The sequence below is a fragment of the Streptomyces sp. NPDC101194 genome (assembly GCF_044767885.1).
Taxonomy (GTDB): Bacteria; Actinomycetota; Actinomycetes; order Streptomycetales; family Streptomycetaceae; genus Streptomyces.
Window position 1 is genome coordinate 658,023 of the sequence record NZ_JBIWOS010000003.1, and the last position, 17,834, is coordinate 675,856.

Here is a 17,834-nt window from a genome sequence, read left to right on the forward strand (position 1 = left end):
GACGGGTCGCGGAACCACCCCGAGAGGGGTCCGGAGCGGCTCCTGGGACGGGTCGAGGTCGGCGATGTCAGTGCGGAGGTCCACAATGGTCGGCGTCAGAACCTCAGGTTGCCCGAACAGAATCCGTGAAGGAGTCGCAGCAGCGATGGCCCGCCGCAGCACGAAGACCCCGCCGCCGGACGACTTCGAGGAGAAGATCCTCGACATCGACGTCGTCGACGAAATGCAGGGCTCCTTCCTTGAGTACGCGTACTCGGTGATCTACTCACGGGCCCTGCCGGACGCCCGTGACGGCATGAAGCCGGTGCACCGCCGCATCGTGTACCAGATGAACGAGATGGGCCTGCGCCCCGACCGCGGCTTCGTGAAGTGCGCGCGTGTCGTGGGCGAGGTCATGGGCAAGTTGCACCCGCACGGCGACGCGTCGATCTACGACGCGTTGGTCCGTCTGGCACAGCCGTTCTCCATGCGGCTCCCCCTGGTGGACGGCCACGGCAACTTCGGCTCGCTCGGAAACGACGACCCGCCGGCCGCCATGCGGTACACCGAGTGCCGGATGGCCGACGCGACGTCGCTGATGACGGAGTCGATCGACGAGGACACCGTCGCCTTCCAGTCGAATTACGACGGCCAGGAGCAGGAGCCGACCGTTCTCCCGGCCGCGTACCCGAACCTCCTGGTCAACGGGTCGTCCGGGATCGCCGTCGGCATGGCGACCAATATGCCGCCGCACAACCTGGGCGAGGTCATCGCCGCCGCCCGTCATCTGATCAAGCATCCGGGCGCGGACCTGGAGACCCTGATGCGGTTCGTCCCCGGCCCCGATCTGCCGACCGGTGGCCGGATCGTCGGCCTGGGCGGCATCAAGGACGCGTACGCCGGCGGGCGCGGCACGTTCAAGATCCGTGCGACCGTCTCCGTGGAGAACGTGACGGCGCGCCGCAAGGGCCTGGTCGTGACGGAACTGCCCTTCGCCGTAGGACCGGAGAAGGTGATCGCCAAGATCAAGGACCTGGTCTCGGCGAAGAAGCTCCAGGGCATCGCGGACGTGAAGGACCTGACCGACCGCGAGCACGGCCTGCGCCTGGTCATCGAAGTGAAGAACGGCTTCGTTCCGGAGGCCGTGCTGGAGCAGCTCTACAAGCTGACGCCGATGGAGGACTCCTTCGGCATCAACAATGTGGCACTGGTGGACGGGCAGCCGCTCACGCTGGGGCTCAAGGAGCTGCTCGAGGTCTATCTCGACCACCGCTTCGACGTGGTGCGCCGGCGCAGCGAGTTCCGCCGGGGCAAGCGCCGTGACCGGCTGCATCTGGTCGAGGGCCTGCTCGTCGCGCTGATCGACATCGACGAGGTCATCCGGCTCATCCGGTCCAGTGACAACTCGGCGCAGGCGAAGGAGCGGCTCATCGAGCGCTTCTCGCTCAGCGAGATCCAGACGCAGTACATCCTGGACACCCCGCTGCGCCGCCTGACCCGGTTCGACCGGATCGAGCTGGAGGGCGAGCGGGACCGGCTCAACGACGAGATCGACAAGCTGACCACCATCCTCGATTCGGACACCGAGCTGCGCAAGCTCGTCTCCTCCGAACTGGCCGCGGTCGCGAAGAAGTTCGGTACCGACCGGCGTACGGTGCTGCTGGAGTCGGCCGGTTCGCAGGTCGCATCGGTGCCGCTGGAGGTGGCGGACGACCCGTGCCGGGTGCTGTTGTCGTCGACCGGACTGCTGGCCCGTACCGCCCATGACGATCCGATCGTCTTCGCCGAGGACGCCAAGCGTGCCAAGCACGATGTGATCGTTTCGGCCGTGCCGGCGACTGCTCGCGGCGATGTGGGTGTGGTGACGTCGACGGGACGGCTGCTGCGGCTCGCGGTGATCGATCTGCCCCAGCTGCCGGACACCCACGCGGCACCCAACCTTTCGGGTGGGGCGATGGTGTCGGAGTTCCTCACGCTGGAGAGCGACGAGGAGGTCATCTGCCTCACCACCCTCGACGAGGCCTCCCCCGGCCTGGCGATCGGCACCCTGCAGGGAGTTGTCAAGCGAGTGGTGCCGGACTACCCGGCCAACAAGGACGAGTTGGAGGTCATCGCTCTCAAGGACGGTGACCGGATCGTCGGCGCGGCCGAGCTGCGCACCGGCGAGGAGGATCTGGTCTTCATCACGTCCGACGCGCAGTTGCTGCGCTACCAGGCGGCACAAGTGAGGCCGCAGGGACGGCCGGCGGGAGGCATGGCGGGGATCAAGCTCGCGGCCGGCACGGAGGTGATCTCGTTCACCGCAGTGGATCCGGCGGCGGACGCGGTGGTCTTCACGGTGGCCGGTTCGCACGGCACGCTGGACGACTCGGTGCTGACGTGCAAGCTCACCCCGTTCGACCAGTATCCGCGCAAGGGCCGGGCCACCGGCGGGGTGCGATGCCAGCGGTTCCTCAAGGGCGAGGACGTTCTGGTGTTCGGCTGGGCGGGCGCGACGCCTGCCCGCGCCGCACAGAAGAACGGTGCGCCGACCGAGCTGCCGGAGCCGGACCCGAGGCGCGATGGCTCGGGAACGCCGCTGGTCAAGCCGGTCGCGGTGATCGCGGGCCCGGTGTAGACGGCCGGATCGAAGACGCGTCCGGTCACCGCACTAGGCTTCGTCGTCGGACCTTTGCACGTACCGCAGGACGCCCCACATGCTTCGCTCATGTGCGGCGTCCTGCGTCGCGTCGGGCGCCGGTGCCGTGCTCTCGCGGCAGTCGGCCAGCCCCTTGTGCAGGGCCTCGGGGTCGATGCCCGAGCCGATCAGCACCAGCTGGGTGAGGCGCGGTTCGTCGCGTGTCCAGGGCTGCGGGTCGAACCGCAGGAACCTGCCGACCGCATGCAGCGAGTACTTGTTGCCGCGGTCGCCCACGCCGAAGTCGACGAACCCTTTGATCCGGTAGAGACCCTGCGGCCTGGAGTCGAGAAACTCCATCAGCCGACGGGGATTCATGGGGACGGCCGCGGTGAAGGAGAGGCTCTCGTACGAGGCGTGCAGATGATGCTCGTGCCCGTCGGTCTCGTCCTCCGCGCGCTCCGCCAGCAGCAGATCCTCGAAGGTGAGCTGGCGCGACCTCTCCTCGCCGTCCGGCCGCAGCGCCGGGTCGAAGAGCAGTTCGGGATCGATGCGTCCGTACGTGGCACAGATGACGGCGGCCGCGCCGCCGCCCGCCCCTTCACCGGCGGCCGGGGCGCCTGTCGCCGCGATGGCGTCCCGGATACGGGCCTGGTCCTCGCTTCCGACCCGGTCCGTCTTGTTCAGGACGACAAGATCGGCGACAGCGAGATGGCGATCGATCTCCGGATGGCGCAGCCGGGTGGCGTCGAACTCCGCGGCATCGACGACCTCCAGCAGCCCCCCGTACACAATGTACGGATTGTCGCTGGCCAGGAGCATGCGTACGAGTTCCTGCGGCTCCGCCAGCCCGCTGGCCTCGATGACGATCACGTCGAGGCGGGCGGCGGGCCTGGTCAGCGTCTCCAGGAAGGTGTCGAGTTCGCTCGCGTCGACCGCACAGCACAGGCATCCGTTGCCCAGCGAGACCGTCGAGCCGACCTGCCCGGAGACCGTCATGGCGTCGATCTCGATGGAACCGAAATCGTTGACGATGACACCGATCCGGTTCCCCGCACGGTTGCGGAGAAGGTGGTTGAGCAACGTCGTCTTGCCGGATCCCAGGAACCCCGCAAGGACGATGACCGGGATCTGCTGCTTGCGGGGCGGGAACGACGGGCTCAACAGGGACCTTCCTCGGGGACGTCAGGGCGCCGGGACCGGCTGCGGCGGGGGCGTACCGACGTATCGGGCCGCCGGACGGATGATCTTCGAGTCCTCCGCCTGCTCCAGGATATTGGCGCTCCAGCCGACCACCCGCGCCGCGCAGAACGTCGGCGTGAACATCTCTCGCGGCAGGCCGCACAGCTCCATGACGACTCCGGCGTAGAACTCCACGTTGGTGTGCAGCTCACGGCCCGGCTTGAGCTCGGCGAGGATCGCCTCGACCTGCCGCTCGACCTCGACGGCGAAGTCGACGAGCGGGCCGCCGAAGCCCTGGGCGATACCCCGGAGCATGCGTGAGCGGGGATCCTCGGTGCGGTAGACGGGGTGACCGAATCCCATGATCCGCTCGCCGGCGAGCACCCGTCCGCGGATCCAGCCGTCGATGCGGTCGGGGGTGCCGATGGCGTCCAGGGTGTCGAGGGCGCGACTGGGCGCGCCTCCGTGCAGCGGTCCGGAGAGCGCTCCGACGGCCGCCACCAGGCAGGCTGCGACATCGGCACCGGTGGAGGCGACCACCCGGCCGGTGAAGGTCGAGGCGTTGAAACCGTGGTCGACCGTGGAGATCAGATACTGCTCCACGGCCCTGACACGTGCGGCGTCCGGCACGGAACCGGTCAGCATGTAAAGGTAGTTGGCCGCGTACGGCAGGTCGTCACGCGGCTCGACCGGTTCGAGACCCCGGCCGAGCCGGTGCAGGGCCGTCAGCACGGTGGGAACGGCGGCACAGGCTGCCAGGGCGTCACCGCGGCGCTGGTCGGCGTCGATGTCGTACACCGGCCGGAAGCCGGCCGAGGCGCCGAGGAGCGAGAGGGCGGTACGCAGACCGGCCAGGGGTCCGGAGGCGGCTCCCGCCCGGGCTATGGCGGGCAGGGCCTCCCGCACTTCCGCGGGCAGTCGGCGCAGCGCCGCGGTGCGGGCGGCGAATTCGGCTCGGGCCCCGGCATCGGGCAGCGTGCCCTCGGACATCAGGTACCAGACGTCCTCGAAGCTGCGGGTCTGTGCGAGTTCGATCGCCGAGTACTGCCGGTAGTGGTAGAAGCCCTCGCGCCCGCGGACGTCGCCGAGGGCCGTGTCGGTGACGACGACGCCCGCGAGCCCTCGGGGTACGTCGAGCGGAGTTCCGTCGGTGGTGGTCTGCATCTCTTCCTCCATGCGCGTTCTGGCGGACTCATCAATATTGATTTGACCATCCATGATTGACTCAAATGTTGTCAATGTTGATTGAATCAATATGGATACGGTTGACGGCATGAAGGATCAAGCAGCGCCCGGCGACGTCCCGGCCGCGTCCGCTCCGCAACGGCTCAGCACCCGCGAGACGGCCGAACGGCTCGGTGTGAAACCCGAGACGGTGTACGCGTACGTCAGCCGGGGGCAGCTCAGCAGCACACGCGCTCCCGGCGGACGCGGCAGCACGTTCGACGCCGCGGAGGTCGATGCGCTGGCCCGGCGCACGGGCCGCCGGGAGTCCTCCCCCGCCACCGGCGATCTGGTCTTCCGTACCGGCATCACCCTGATCGAGGGCGACCGCTACTACTTCCGCGGCGTCGAGGCGACCGAACTGGCCGGCCGGTACCCCTACGAAGAGGTCGCCGAATGGCTCTGGACCGGCGAGCTGCGACCCGGCATCCGCTTCACGGCACCCCCGGAGGCGCTCTCCGCGGCGCACCGGGCAGTCGAGTCGCTGCCCGCGCACAGTGGCTCGACGGACCGGCTGCGGGTGGCCGCGATCGCCGCGGCGACGGCCGATCCACTCCGCTTCGACCTCTCGCGCGAAGCGGTGCTCGCCGGGGCACGGAGCCTGATCCCGACCCTGGTCGAAGCCCTGCCCCTGGCCGCGGGCGGGCATTCGGAGAATGACTTGTCCGAGGAGGTGGCGAACGGAACCGGGAATCGACTGGCACGACGGCTGTGGCCGAAACTCACCAGCCGACCGGCCGACGAGCCGTCGATCGCCGCACTGGACACCGCCCTCACCCTGTTGATCGACCACGACCTCGCGGCGTCGACGCTGGCCGCCAGGGTCGCGGCGTCCGCCCATGCCCATCCGTACGCGGTGGTCTCCGCGGGCCTCGGGGTTCTGGAGGGCCCACTGCACGGCGCGGCGAGCGGCCTGGCACACCGGATGCTGGCCGAGGTCCTGGAGCGGGGCAGCGCGGTCCCGGTGGTCGCGGACCATCTCCGTACCGGACGAAGGGTGCCAGGACTCGGTCATCGCCTCTACATCCGCGAAGACCCTCGGGCGCAGGCCCTGTTCGCCCTGCTCGCGGACGTTCCACAAGCGGCTCGGGCCCTCGCTGCGGCGCGCGACGTGGTCACGACGACCGCTCGCCATGCGCCCCTGCACGCCAATGTCGACCTGGCGCTCGCCGTGCTCTCGGTCTCCTCCGGCATGGCCGCGGATGCGGGCGAGACCGTGTTCGCCGTGTCACGCACGGCGGGCTGGATCGCGCACGCACTGGAGGAGTACGAGGAACGGCCGTTGCGTATGCGGCCCAGCGGCCAGTACACAGGCCCCCGGCCCCCTCAGCCGCTGCCCACCGCCACAGTTGACCCGTCCCGTTCTCCATCCGGTCCGCACAGCAGGAAGCGGTGACGGCTGGAGCGAAACGGTCCGGGTCCGCCGGACGGTGGCACGCCGCTGCCTGTTCGGCATCGGGGCCGACGGCACCGATCGTCCTCGGGGCAGGCACCGGCGCGAGGGTCGGCCAGTTGGCCGCGGCGGCCGCCCGCGCCGTAGTCTTCGATCGGTCGTCGATGTGGACGTACAGTGCAGTCAAGCGGGTGTCCAACTCGGTCCTCACCACTCGATGTCGGACACCCTCGCCGCGTTTGCGGACCCCGGATTCGGAACTACTCGTCTAGCGGTGTTCGGGGTTCTCGTAGTCGTGGCGGCAGCCGGCGTCCCAGGCGGTGCGCTGGTTGCCGTAGGCGGGGATGCCGCCCAGGTCCTTCATCATGCGGGCCAGGTGCAGCAGGTTCCATGTCATGAAGGTGGTGTTGCGGTTGGTGAAGTCGTTCTCCGGACCGCCCGAGCCGGGGTCGAGGTAGGAGGGGCCGGGGCCCGCTTCTCCGATCCACCCGGCGTCCGCCTGCGGCGGGATGGTGTATCCCAGGTGCTGCAGGCTGTAGAGGACGTTCATGGCACAGTGCTTGACACCGTCCTCGTTGCCTGTGATCAGGCAGCCGCCGACCCGTCCGTAGTAGGCGTACTGGCCGGCTTCGTTGAGCAGGCTGGAGCAGGCGTAGAGGCGTTCGATGACCTGTTTCATCACGGAGCTGTTGTCACCCAGCCAGATCGGGCCGGCCAGCACCAGGATGTCCGCCGCGAGGACCTGCTGGTAGAGGGTGGGCCAGGCGTCTGTCGCCCAGCCGTGCTCGGTCATGTCCGGCCACACACCGGTGGCGATGTCGTGGTCCACGGCCCGCACCGCATCGACGTGCACTCCCTGCGCGTCCATGATCGTGGTGCTGTGGTCGATCAGCCCCTGGGTGTTGCTGCGCTCCGGCGACCGCTTGAGGGTGCAGTTGATCACCAGCGCCCGCAGGTCGTCGTATCGGGCGGGTGGTACGTCGGTGGTGGGCGACGAAGCGGCCACACGGTCCTCCCAGAGCTCCTTTGCCGCGTGCTGATCGGCAGCGTGTCCACGTCCAGCGTGCGGCCCGGCCGGGTGCGGCGCCATCGTAGGCGTCCGAATGGTTCCTGAGATGTCGGAGCGCCGGGGAGAGAGCCGCCACCTGTCGCATGTCACCCGGTCGCAAGTCCCCCGGTCGGCTGTCGATGGGTGGCCGATGGCGCTTGGGCGCTCGCGTACGACAGTGCCCGCGCACGGCTCCCCGCGGTGATTCCCGGGGGGGGGACAGGCCTGAGCTCCCCGGGCCGCGCGATGCGAGCACGTGGCTACACCGCTCCGGCCCCGGTCAGCGCACGCACCTCGGTCTCCGCATGCTTGGCGGCATCGGGTGGCTCGGTGGAGGTGGCTGTTCCGATCCAGCCGGCCAGGAAGCCCAGGGGAATGGAGACCAGGCCGGGGTTCTCCAAGGGGAAGAGCTGGAAGTCGGCGCCGGGGAAGAGAGAGGTGGGACTGCCGGAAACCACCGGGGAGAGGATCACCAGCAGCACGGCCGGGATCAGCCCGCCGTAGACCGACCAGACCGCCCCCCGTGTGGTGAACCCGCGCCAGAACAGGGAGTACAGCAGTACCGGAAGGTTGGCCGAAGCGGCGACGGCGAAGGCCAGCCCCACCAGGAACGCCACATTCAGGTCCTGGGCGACCAGACCGAGCCCGATGGCGGCCACCCCGATCCCGGCTGCGGCGACCCTGGCCACGGCGACCTCGCTGTACTGCTTGGCGCCCGGACGTCTGAGTGAGGCGTAGAGGTCATGGGCCACGGAGGCGGACGAGGCCAGGGTGATCCCCGCGACGACGGCGAGGATGGTCGCGAACGCGACAGCGGCGACCACGGCGAACAGAATCGCTCCCCCGGTGGACCCCTCACCGCCGCCGAGCACCAGAGCCAGCAGCGGCACGGCAGTGTTCCCCGCGGGATTCGACGCCCGCACCTCAGCCGTGCCGACCAGTGCCGCCGCCCCGAATCCGAGCACGATCGTCATCAGGTAGAAGCTGCCGATGAGCCCGATGGACCAGACGACCGATCGTCGGGCCGCGCGGGCGGTGGGCACGGTGTAGAACCGCGACAGGATGTGCGGCAGTCCCGCCGTGCCCAGTACCAGGGCCAGCCCCAGGCTGATGAAGTCGACCCGAGCCGTCCAGGTTCCGCCGTACCGGAGGCCGGGCGAGAGGAACCGGCTCCCGTGGCCGCTCCGTTCGGCTGCGGAGTTGAGCAGGGCGTTGAAGTCGCCGTGGAAGTGAACCAGGACGAGGACGGTGAGCACGACCGCTCCCGCCATCAGCAGAACGGCCTTGACGATCTGGATCCAGGTGGTGGCGCGCATCCCGCCGAGCGACACATAGATCACCATGAGCGCCCCGACACCGATGACCGTCCAGGAGCGGGCCGCGCCGCTCGTACCGCCGAGCAGCAGCGCGATCAGACTGCCCGCGCCCACCATCTGTGCCACCAGATAGAGCACGGAGACGGTCACGGACGAGGTGCCCGCGGCGATCCGGACCGGGCGCTCCGCCATCCGTGCCGCGACCACGTCGGCGAGAGTGAACCGGCCGCAGTTGCGGACCAGTTCGGCCACCAGGAGCAGGACGACGAGCCAGGCCACGAGGAAGCCGACCGAGTAGAGCATGCCGTCATAGCCGAAGAGGGCGATCAGGCCCGAGATACCGAGGAAGGACGCAGCCGACATGTAGTCGCCCGCGATGGCGAAACCGTTCTCCATGGGAGAGAACAACCGGCCGCCCGCGTAGAACTCCTCGGCCGAGCCGCGCCGGTTGCGACTCACCCAGGCGGTGATGGCGAGCGTCACTGCGATGAAGGCGCTGAACAGCAGGAGCGCCAACGTCTCATGGTTCCCGTTCAACGCCCGATCCCCCGCGTCATCTCCTGTGTCTCCCAGCGCAGTTCGAGCGCGGCCCGGTCCTTGCGCAGCCGTGCGTGTCGTGCGTACGCCCCGGTGAGCAGGAAGGTCGAGAGGAACTGTCCGAGCCCCGCGACCATCGCTACATTGACCGCTCCGACCACCGGACGGGCCATCAGCCCGGGTTCCGTGGTCGCGACGACGACGTAGGCGAGATACCAGACGAGGAAGGCCAGGGTGGCGGGGACGACGAACCGCCGGTACCGACGGCGCACTTCCCGGAAGGCCTCGCTGCGCTGCACCTCCAGATAGATGTCTGCCGCGCTGTGGCCGCACCGCGAGTTCGCCGGCGCGGGCGGCCCTGCGGGGGCGAGGCTCCCCGCGCCGTTCGGCTCGCCCCATCCGGAGGCGGGCTCGTCGTACCACGGGTCGCCGAGCCGCGTCGCTACGGCCTCACGCCCTGCTTCCTTCTCCACCGAACAACTCCCCTTGTCCACGGACCACTTCGGCCGCGTACCCAAGAATGGGCAGATCGGGAAGATCCCGGGCACTTCATTCGGCCGTCTTCACCTCTTCAGGTGAAGGCTGACCCGGGCGGCTGTGCGAGGCCCCGAACGTACGCGTAGCGAACGGCCTGTGCCCGATCGCGCACGCCGGCCTTGGCGAAGAGATTGTTGATATGACTCTTCACGGTTGCCTGCGAAATATGCAGCCTGCGGGCGATCTCCTGATTGGACAGCCCCTCCGCGATCAGGACCAGCACTTCGAGCTCACGTGGCGTCAGACCGTCGGGAAGATGCGGCTCGGGGGCCGGGCCGGGCGACGGGGTTTGCGCGGTGACGCGCTCCAGAAGGCGGCGCTGTACGGAAGGCGAGAGTCCGGCCTCGCCCGACAGCACGGCCTGAATGGCCCGCACGATCTCGTCGCCTCCGGCGTCCTTGGTGAGGTAACCCCGGGCTCCTGCCTGCAGCGCGGGAAAGAGTGAGTCGTCGTCCGCGAACGTCGTGAGCACCACCACCTGGGTTCCCGGATACTCCTTGCGAATCCGTCGTGTCGCCTCCGCCCCGTCGCAACGGGGCATCCGCAGATCCATCAGAACCACGTCCGGATCCAGCTCGGCCACGAGTGCGACGGCCTCTTCGCCGTCCTTCGCCGATCCGACCACCTCGATTCCGGGCAGCAGCCCCAACAGCATCACGATTCCCTCGCGCACCACCGACTGGTCATCGGCAACCACGACCCGCGCGTTCACGCGGGCACCCGCAGACTCACCACGAAACCCTCCTCGCCGGGGCCGGCCTCCAGCGTCCCGCCCATCAGCTCGGCCCGCTCCCTCATCCCCAGCAGACCGTATCCGGAGCCGGTGCCGGCGAGTTCCTCCTCGACTCCATGCCCGCCCCGATCCCGCACCTCCAGGGCGATTTCGTCCGGCAGATACTCCAGCCGTACGAGAACCCTGGCCCCCGGCGCATGTTTACGCACATTGGTCAGGGCCTCCTGCGCCACCCGCCGGACCGTCTGCGACGCCTCCGCGGTCAAGGCCCGCTGCTCCCCCACCACACTCATCTCGGCGGGCTCCGCGACCACCAGCTGCCGCAGGAAGTCCTCCACGGGAGACACCTCCCCCCGAAGCGCCGAGAGCGCCTGGCGGGTCTCCGCAAGCCCCTCACGTGCCATGGAACGTGCCGCCACCACCCGCTCCAGGATCTGGTCCCGGAACCCGCCCGCAGGCTCCTGCTCGATCAGCAGCCGCGCCGCCTCCAGGTGCACCAGCTGCGCGGAGAGGCTGTGGGCGAGCACGTCGTGGATCTCCCGGGCGATCCTGGCGCGCTCGTCCAGGGCAGCGGTCTCCGCCTCCGCCGCGCGGGCCGCTCGCTCCTGCGCGAGGAGTCTCCGGGCGCTGCCACGGGCCTCGGCATCCAGCCTCAGTACATAACCCGCCAGGCAGAGGCCCGCTGTGGTCATGGCCGTGTTCAGCCAGCCGTCCGTGTTGACGGCGGCGTACGCACCGAGCGCCACGGCCGTGGCCGGAATGCCTGCTGTGAGGGGCAGCCGCTCCAGAGCGGCGACCGCGCAACCGCACCACAGGATCACCGCGGGCAGACCGGCGCCGACTTGTTGTGCCCCGAATGCCGCGGCCATCAGCAGCGCCAGGAGTCCCAGCGAAGGCCACAGCCGGTGCTCCAGGCTGGCCCGGAAGAAGGCCCACGCGGCGACCGCACAGCCCACGACGCACACGAGCCCGAGGACCACCTCCCAGGGACCGAACCGTCCGCCGGTGAATGTGCCCCAGAGCATGGCCGTGAGCAGAGCGACCCGGACGGACCAGGCGATCACCGCTCGCGGACGGGTGCGATGCCCCGGCGAGAGGGCTTCACGGGACGGCCAGGCCGTCCAGGTCGTCCGAGTCACACGCGGTCCTTCCACACCGGCTGCGACGGCTCCCCGTCGGCACAGCCACCGTACGCCGGACGCATCGGACCGGCCCGCCACATCAGCACGCCGCTGCGCACCGCCAGCGTGACCGCGAGAGCCGACAGCAGAGCCGCGCCGCCTGATGTATGCCCATCAGTGCCGCAGCCCCGTAGAGGGCCGCCCGCAGCGCCAGCCCGCCCGTCCAGACGAAGACGGTGGCCTTGGTGCCCCTGCTCCACAGCGAGCCGTCCGCCTCGCGCCACAGCCGGGACGTCCAGCCCCAGCCGGCGCCGGTCACCAACCCCACCACCAGCTCCGCGCCCAGGATCGCAGCGGACAGCGCCGAGTGACGCGGGTCGAGCAGCCCGGGCTCGCGCAGCGACATGACGAGGAGAATGCCCGGCAGGATCCACCAACGCTTGTCGTCCGTGATCCGCCGTGCCGAGCACTGGCGGATCACGACAACGACGACGACGGCGACGAACACCAGGATGTTGACGGGACCGGACATGGCTGCCTCCGAGACGCGAGACGGTTGAACGCCTTCGACGCTACGGAAACAGCCAGGTCGGGGGATCGGCTCAGGGGTTGATCGTGGGTGGAGTCGCCGTCTCCACCCACGGGTGGAGACGGCATCGCTCAGGCGTCGATGCGCGAGCGGTCCAGGGTGGCGGCCGAGCTGGTGATGAATTCCTTGCGCGGCGCCACCTCATTGCCCATCAGCAGGTCGAAGACCTGCTCGGACGATTCCAGGTCGCCGATGTTGATCCGCCGCAGGGTGCGGTGCCGCGGGTCCATCGTGGTCTCGGCCAGCTGATCGGCGTCCATCTCTCCCAGCCCCTTGTAGCGCTGGATCGACTCCTTGTACCGGATGTTCTTCCGCTGAAGCTCCAGCAGCCGCTGGCGCAGCTCGTTGTCGGAGTACGTGTAGATGTACTTGTCCTGGCCCTTCTTGGGCTGGACCAGCTCGATCCGGTGCAGCGGGGGTACCGCGGCGAAGACCCGGCCGGCCTCGACCATGGGCCGCATGTAGCGCTGGAAGAGCGTCAGCAGCAGGATGCGGATGTGCGCGCCGTCGACATCGGCGTCCACCAGCAGGACGATCTTCCCGTAGCGAGCGGCGTCGATGTCGAAGGTGCGCCCCGACCCGGCTCCTATGACCTGGATGATCGCCCCGCACTCGGCGTTCTTCAGCATGTCCGAGACGGACGCCTTCTGGACGTTGAGGATCTTGCCCCGGATCGGCAGCAGTGCCTGGAACTCGCTGTTCCGGGCGAGCTTGGCCGTACCGAGCGCGGAGTCGCCCTCGACGATGAAGAGCTCGCTGCGGTCCACGTCGTCACTGCGGCAGTCGGCGAGCTTCGCCGGCAGCGAGGAGGACTCCAACGCCGTCTTGCGGCGCTGCGCGTCCTTGTGCTGGCGGGCCGCGATACGGGTCCGGGCGGCCGCCACGGCCTTGTCCAGGACCGCCCTGGCCTGGGCCTTGGCATCGCGCTTCGTCGAGGTCAGGAACGCCTTCAGTTCCTTGGCCACGACGTTGGCGACGATCCGGTTGGCAGCCGAAGTGCCGAGCACCTCCTTGGTCTGGCCCTCGAACTGCGGCTCCGCCAGCCGCACGGTGACGACTGCGGTGAGGCCCTCCAGTGCGTCGTCCTTGACGATGTCGTCCTCGGCGACGCGAAGCAGCTTGGCGGAGCGCAGCGCCTCATTGACCGTCTTGGTCACGGAGCGTTCGAATCCGGTCACATGCGTGCCGCCCTTGGGGGTGGCGATGATGTTGACGAAGGACTTGAGGTTGGTGTCGTACCCGGTGCCCCAGCGCAGGGCGATGTCGACGGCGAGTTCACGAGTGACCTCCGTCGCCGTCATGTGCCCGCGCTCGTCGAGGACCGGCACGGTCTCCTTGAACGTGCCCTGACCGGTCAGGCGCAGGACGTCGCAGACCGCCTTGTCCTGGGCGAGGTACTCGCAGAATTCACTGATTCCGCCGTCGAAGCGGAAGGTCTCCTCGGTCTTGCCCTCGCCGTCGAGACCCCGTTCGTCGCGGACGACGATCGTGAGCCCGGGGACGAGGAAGGCCGTCTGCCTGGCCCGCTGGTGGAGCGTCTCCAGGTTGAGCTTGGCGTCCTTGAGGAAGATCTGCCGGTCCGCCCAGTAACGCACCCTGGTACCGGTGCGCGCCTTGGGCACCCGCTTGCCCTTGAGCAGGCCGTTGGCCGGGTCGAACGGACTGTCCGGCCCCTGCTCGGTGAAGATTCCCGGCACTCCGCGCCGGAAGCTGATCGAATGGGTCGCGCTGTTGCGGTCGACCTCGACGTCGAGCCGGGCGGAGAGCGCGTTGACCACGGAGGCGCCCACTCCGTGCAGGCCGCCCGACGCCGCGTAGGAGCCGCCGCCGAACTTTCCGCCGGCGTGCAGCTTGGTCATCACGACTTCGACGCCGGACAGACCCGTCTTGGGCTCGACGTCGACCGGGATACCACGCCCGTTGTCCCGGACCTCGACGGACTGGTCGTCGTGGAGGATCACCTCGATGTGGTCGCAGTAACCGCCGAGAGCTTCGTCGACGGAGTTGTCGATGATCTCCCAGAGGCAGTGCATGAGACCGCGGCTGTCGGTGGATCCGATGTACATCCCGGGACGCTTGCGAACCGCTTCGAGCCCCTCGAGTACGAGCAGGTGCCGCGCGGTGTAGTTGGAACCGTCTCGGTCTGCTCCGGTCAGCAGCGCAGTGGACGGCACGGACGTATCGGCGGTCACGCGGTTCGCTCCTCGCTGAATTTCATTTGGGGCCCAGGTGGGTATCGGGCTCGGCTTCGGTCGCCGCTGAGAGGGTACCGAGGCCTGGTAGAGCGGTTGTAACGCCACCCTCCGAGAACCCCCACACTAGTCCAGCCTCGCATACACGTTCGATCCCTCGCAGGAGTGACGCGCACATCACGTTCCCTTCCAGGCATGAACCATTTAGGCTCCGGGCACGTCCTCATGAACAAACCGGCAAGCCGGCCGGGAGGATCCACCAACGACAAGCAACGCGAAACCGTAGCGCCATGCAATACGGCACATTCGCCGCGAACCGGCAACAGACAGCCATCTTGAGAAGAAGTTTCGAAGAAAAGCCACGAGCGGGAACGTTTTCGGCCTGGTTGGATGTTGACCCTGGTACGACAGCTCGTCGAGCTAGAGAAGAGGCGACGTGACTACTGTTCTGACCCCCGCGAGCCCGCTGACCGCAGCAGACCGCTGCGACCGTTGCGGCGCCCAGGCATATCTGCGCGTCGTCCTGATCAGCGGCGGTGAACTGCTCTTCTGCGCCCACCACGGTCGCAAGTTCGAGCCGGAACTCAAGAAGATCGCCGCGGAAATACAGGATGAGACGGACCGGCTCACGGCCGTACAGGCCCAAGCCACCGAAGAGGAACACTGACACCTCGCATCCACGACGAGCCTGGGGCAGGTCCCGGACCGGCCGACGGGCGGCTTCCCGAAGAGGGAAGCCGCCCGTTCTCGTAGTTGCGCGCGGATGCCGTTCAGTCACCGACCGGCATCCAGCCGATCGCGGCGGAGATCCGCGTGTAGACACCCGGGCTCCCCATCCGAGCACAACCGTTCCCCCAGGACACCAGCCCGATGAGCCGCCCACCGGCCACCAGCGGCCCTCCGCTGTCGCCCTGGCATGCGTCGTACCGGCCCAGCAGTTCGCCCGCGCAGAGCATCGCCGAGGCGTCGTACGTGCCGTCCCTGCCCCCCGGGTAGGCCTGCGCGCAGAGGCTGTCCGGCAGAACGCTCACCTTGGCGGCGTGAAGGGACGACGCGTAGTCACCGTTGCCGGTCGTGTCACCCCAGCCGTAGACGACTGCGCCGGTACCCGGCGTGTACGCCCCGTCACCCGACTCGGCCATCGGGACCACGCTCTTCGCGGGCAAGGCATCGGCCAGAGTGAGCACCGCCAGGTCTCCCGCGTTCGTGACGGGGTCGAATCCTGGGTTGCTCCATGCCTTCTGCACCGCGATCTCCTTGCCCTCGGTCCCGCGCAGGGAGTCCCGGCCGGTGATGACCCGCAGATCACGCACCTTGTCGAACTCGACACCGAGCGCCTCCCGGCTCAGGCAGTGCGCAGCGGTCAACACCTTCTTCGGCCCCACGACGACACCCCCGCAGAACTGGCCTGCGCGCGTGTCTCCGAACCGGTCGCGGCTGGACAGCGCCACGACCCAGGGGCTGTCCTTGACGTGCGCCGGCTCACCACCGATGACGACGCTGTCCGCAACGGCCTGAGCGGGGGATCCGAGCGGTGTCACGGCCATGGCGGCAACCAGGGCGAACACCCCGGCCATGGCACGGAAGACGGTACGGGACATGCGCACTCCTGACTCTGTGATGGATCATCAACACCCAGAGTCATCCCACTCGCTGTCCACCGCACCCCCAGATAGGCCAAGAGCCGGGCTCCCTCACGGGAACCCGGCCCTCTGTGTGCACTTCCGCGACCCAGGATCTTCTCTTGTTCGGATCAGGCCGGGCTCACATGCCCCGGTGTCGCACCCCGATCCAAACGGAGATCCCTAGTCGAGGTAGTCGCGCAGCACCTGCGAACGCGACGGGTGGCGCAGTTTCGACATGGTCTTCGACTCGATCTGACGGATGCGCTCGCGCGTCACCCCGTAGACCTTGCCGATCTCGTCCAGAGTCTTCGGCTGGCCGTCGGTGAGACCGAAGCGCATCGAGACCACGCCCGCCTCACGCTCGGAGAGCGTGTCGAGAACCGAGTGCAGCTGCTCCTGAAGGAGCGTGAAGCTGACGGCGTCAGCCGGCACGACTGCCTCGGAGTCCTCGATCAGGTCGCCGAACTCACTGTCTCCGTCCTCGCCCAGCGGGGTGTGGAGGGAGATCGGCTCGCGGCCGTACTTCTGGACCTCGATGACCTTCTCGGGGGTCATGTCGAGCTCCTTGGCCAGCTCCTCCGGCGTGGGCTCGCGGCCCAGGTCCTGAAGCATCTGGCGCTGCACACGGGCGAGCTTGTTGATGACCTCGACCATGTGCACCGGAATACGGATGGTGCGGGCCTGGTCGGCCATGGCGCGGGTGATCGCCTGACGGATCCACCAGGTGGCGTACGTGGAGAACTTGTAGCCCTTGGTGTAGTCGAACTTCTCGACCGCGCGGATCAGACCGAGGTTGCCTTCCTGGATCAGGTCCAGGAAGAGCATGCCGCGGCCGGTGTAGCGCTTGGCCAGCGAAACCACGAGGCGGAGGTTGGCCTCCAGCAGGTGGTTCTTGGCTCGGCGGCCGTCCTCGGCAATGATCTCCAGCTCGCGCTTGAGCTTCGGCGCGAGCTTGTCCGAATTCGCCAGCTTGTCCTCGGCGAACAGACCTGCCTCGATGCGCTTGGCGAGCTCGACCTCCTGCTCCGCGTTGAGGAGGGGAACCTTGCCGATCTGCTTCAGGTAGTCCTTGACCGGGTCGGCGGTGGCGCCGGCGACGGCGACCTGCTGCGCGGGGGCGTCGTCCTCGTCGTCGTCGGAGAGGACGAAGCCCTTGTTCTCGCCCTCGCCCTCCTCTTCCTCGCCCTTGCCGACCTTTACTTCCTCGGCCGCCTCGTCGCCGTCGAGGAGCTCGTCGTCCGACTTTCCGGACTTCTTCGTTGCTGTCTTCTTGGCCGCCGTCTTCTTCACGGCGGTCTTCTTGGCGGCCGTCTTCTTGGCTGCTGCCTTCTTCGCAGGGCCGGTCGCGGCAGCGTCCTCGGCCACCACGTCCACGGCCTCTGCCGACGGGGCGGCAGTGGCCGCGACGGTCCTGGTCACGGTCGTCTTGGCCGCGACAGTCTTGGTGGCGGTGCGCTTGACCGGGCTCTTTGCTGCGACGCTCTTGCGGGCACGCTTCGACGGCTCCGCGGCACTGACCATCAGCGTCACACCCTCTTCCTCGAGGATCTGGTTGAGGCTGCGCAGAACATTCTTCCACTGGGTTGGCGGAATCTGGTCAGCCTCGAAGGCCCGACGCACGTCATCGCCGGCGATCTGCCCATCAGCCTTTCCCCGCTCGATGAGCGCCATCACAGACTCGGACTCGGCGATCTCCGGCGGGAGCGTACGGGATGTGCTGGCCGACACGAACAACCTCTCG

At 68.5% G+C, this 17,834-nt stretch carries 14 protein-coding genes; 3 read left to right on the forward strand and 11 right to left on the reverse strand.

The window, feature by feature from the left end:
- The first annotated feature begins 145 nt into the window (after positions 1-145).
- Positions 146-2,596, forward strand: a complete 2,451-nt coding sequence (locus tag ACIRP2_RS15985) for a DNA topoisomerase (ATP-hydrolyzing) subunit A (RefSeq protein ID WP_404250575.1) — start codon at positions 146-148, stop codon at positions 2,594-2,596.
- Between the two features lie 33 nt (positions 2,597-2,629).
- On the opposite strand, the gene ACIRP2_RS15990 is transcribed toward ACIRP2_RS15985, so the two are convergent.
- Together ACIRP2_RS15990 and ACIRP2_RS15995 are read right to left on the reverse strand one after the other, a co-directional pair.
- Complete coding sequence (locus ACIRP2_RS15990; protein WP_404250577.1) at positions 2,630-3,760, reverse strand: CobW family GTP-binding protein; 1,131 nt, start codon at positions 3,758-3,760, stop codon at positions 2,630-2,632.
- Positions 3,761-3,781: 21 nt separating this feature from the next.
- On the reverse strand, positions 3,782-4,942 hold the full coding sequence (locus ACIRP2_RS15995) for a citrate synthase/methylcitrate synthase (RefSeq protein ID WP_404250579.1): 1,161 nt from the start codon (positions 4,940-4,942) through the stop codon (positions 3,782-3,784).
- Between the two features lie 109 nt (positions 4,943-5,051).
- On the opposite strand from ACIRP2_RS15995, the gene ACIRP2_RS16000 reads away from it, so the two are divergent.
- Positions 5,052-6,398, forward strand: a complete 1,347-nt coding sequence (locus ACIRP2_RS16000) for a citrate/2-methylcitrate synthase (RefSeq protein WP_404250581.1) — start codon at positions 5,052-5,054, stop codon at positions 6,396-6,398.
- A gap of 265 nt (positions 6,399-6,663) precedes the next feature.
- On the opposite strand, the gene ACIRP2_RS16005 is transcribed toward ACIRP2_RS16000, so the two are convergent.
- The 7 genes from ACIRP2_RS16005 to ACIRP2_RS16035 all read right to left on the reverse strand — a co-directional run bounded on the left by ACIRP2_RS16005 (position 6,664) and on the right by ACIRP2_RS16035 (position 14,468).
- Positions 6,664-7,401: a flavodoxin family protein gene (locus ACIRP2_RS16005; RefSeq protein WP_404250583.1), complete on the reverse strand. Its 738-nt coding sequence runs from the start codon at positions 7,399-7,401 to the stop codon at positions 6,664-6,666.
- 302 nt (positions 7,402-7,703) lie between these two features.
- The gene (locus tag ACIRP2_RS16010; protein WP_404250585.1) at positions 7,704-9,296 is read right to left on the reverse strand and encodes a cation acetate symporter; all 1,593 of its coding nucleotides are present in this window, start codon (positions 9,294-9,296) and stop codon (positions 7,704-7,706) included.
- A complete protein-coding gene (locus tag ACIRP2_RS16015; protein WP_404250587.1) occupies positions 9,293-9,769 on the reverse strand; it encodes a DUF485 domain-containing protein in 477 nt (158 codons plus the stop codon). The genes ACIRP2_RS16010 and ACIRP2_RS16015 overlap by 4 nt, the downstream gene beginning before the upstream one ends.
- 98 nt (positions 9,770-9,867) lie before the next feature.
- Positions 9,868-10,545 (reverse strand): response regulator, encoded by a 678-nt coding sequence (locus ACIRP2_RS16020; RefSeq protein ID WP_404250589.1) that lies wholly within the window; start codon positions 10,543-10,545, stop codon positions 9,868-9,870.
- Positions 10,542-11,705, reverse strand: coding sequence for a sensor histidine kinase (locus ACIRP2_RS16025; protein WP_404250591.1), 1,164 nt, complete (start codon positions 11,703-11,705; stop codon positions 10,542-10,544). Before ACIRP2_RS16025 ends, ACIRP2_RS16020 begins: the two co-directional genes overlap by 4 nt.
- A gap of 82 nt (positions 11,706-11,787) precedes the next feature.
- Entirely contained in the window at positions 11,788-12,219 is a 432-nt protein-coding gene (locus ACIRP2_RS16030; RefSeq protein WP_404250593.1) for a DUF1453 domain-containing protein, read from the reverse strand.
- 128 nt (positions 12,220-12,347) lie between these two features.
- Positions 12,348-14,468 carry a type IIA DNA topoisomerase subunit B gene (locus ACIRP2_RS16035; protein ID WP_376211849.1) on the reverse strand — a complete coding sequence of 707 codons (2,121 nt, stop codon included), beginning with the start codon at positions 14,466-14,468 and terminating at the stop codon, positions 12,348-12,350.
- Between the two features lie 436 nt (positions 14,469-14,904).
- On the opposite strand from ACIRP2_RS16035, the gene ACIRP2_RS16040 reads away from it, so the two are divergent.
- Positions 14,905-15,135 (forward strand): hypothetical protein, encoded by a 231-nt coding sequence (locus tag ACIRP2_RS16040; protein ID WP_283854449.1) that lies wholly within the window; start codon positions 14,905-14,907, stop codon positions 15,133-15,135.
- A 103-nt stretch (positions 15,136-15,238) separates the two neighbouring features.
- On the opposite strand, the gene ACIRP2_RS16045 is transcribed toward ACIRP2_RS16040, so the two are convergent.
- Positions 15,239-16,069, reverse strand: coding sequence for a S1 family peptidase (locus tag ACIRP2_RS16045; RefSeq protein WP_404250596.1), 831 nt, complete (start codon positions 16,067-16,069; stop codon positions 15,239-15,241).
- 204 nt (positions 16,070-16,273) lie between these two features.
- Positions 16,274-17,821: an RNA polymerase sigma factor gene (locus tag ACIRP2_RS16050; RefSeq protein WP_404250598.1), complete on the reverse strand. Its 1,548-nt coding sequence runs from the start codon at positions 17,819-17,821 to the stop codon at positions 16,274-16,276.
- Between the last annotated feature and the right edge of the window lie 13 nt (positions 17,822-17,834).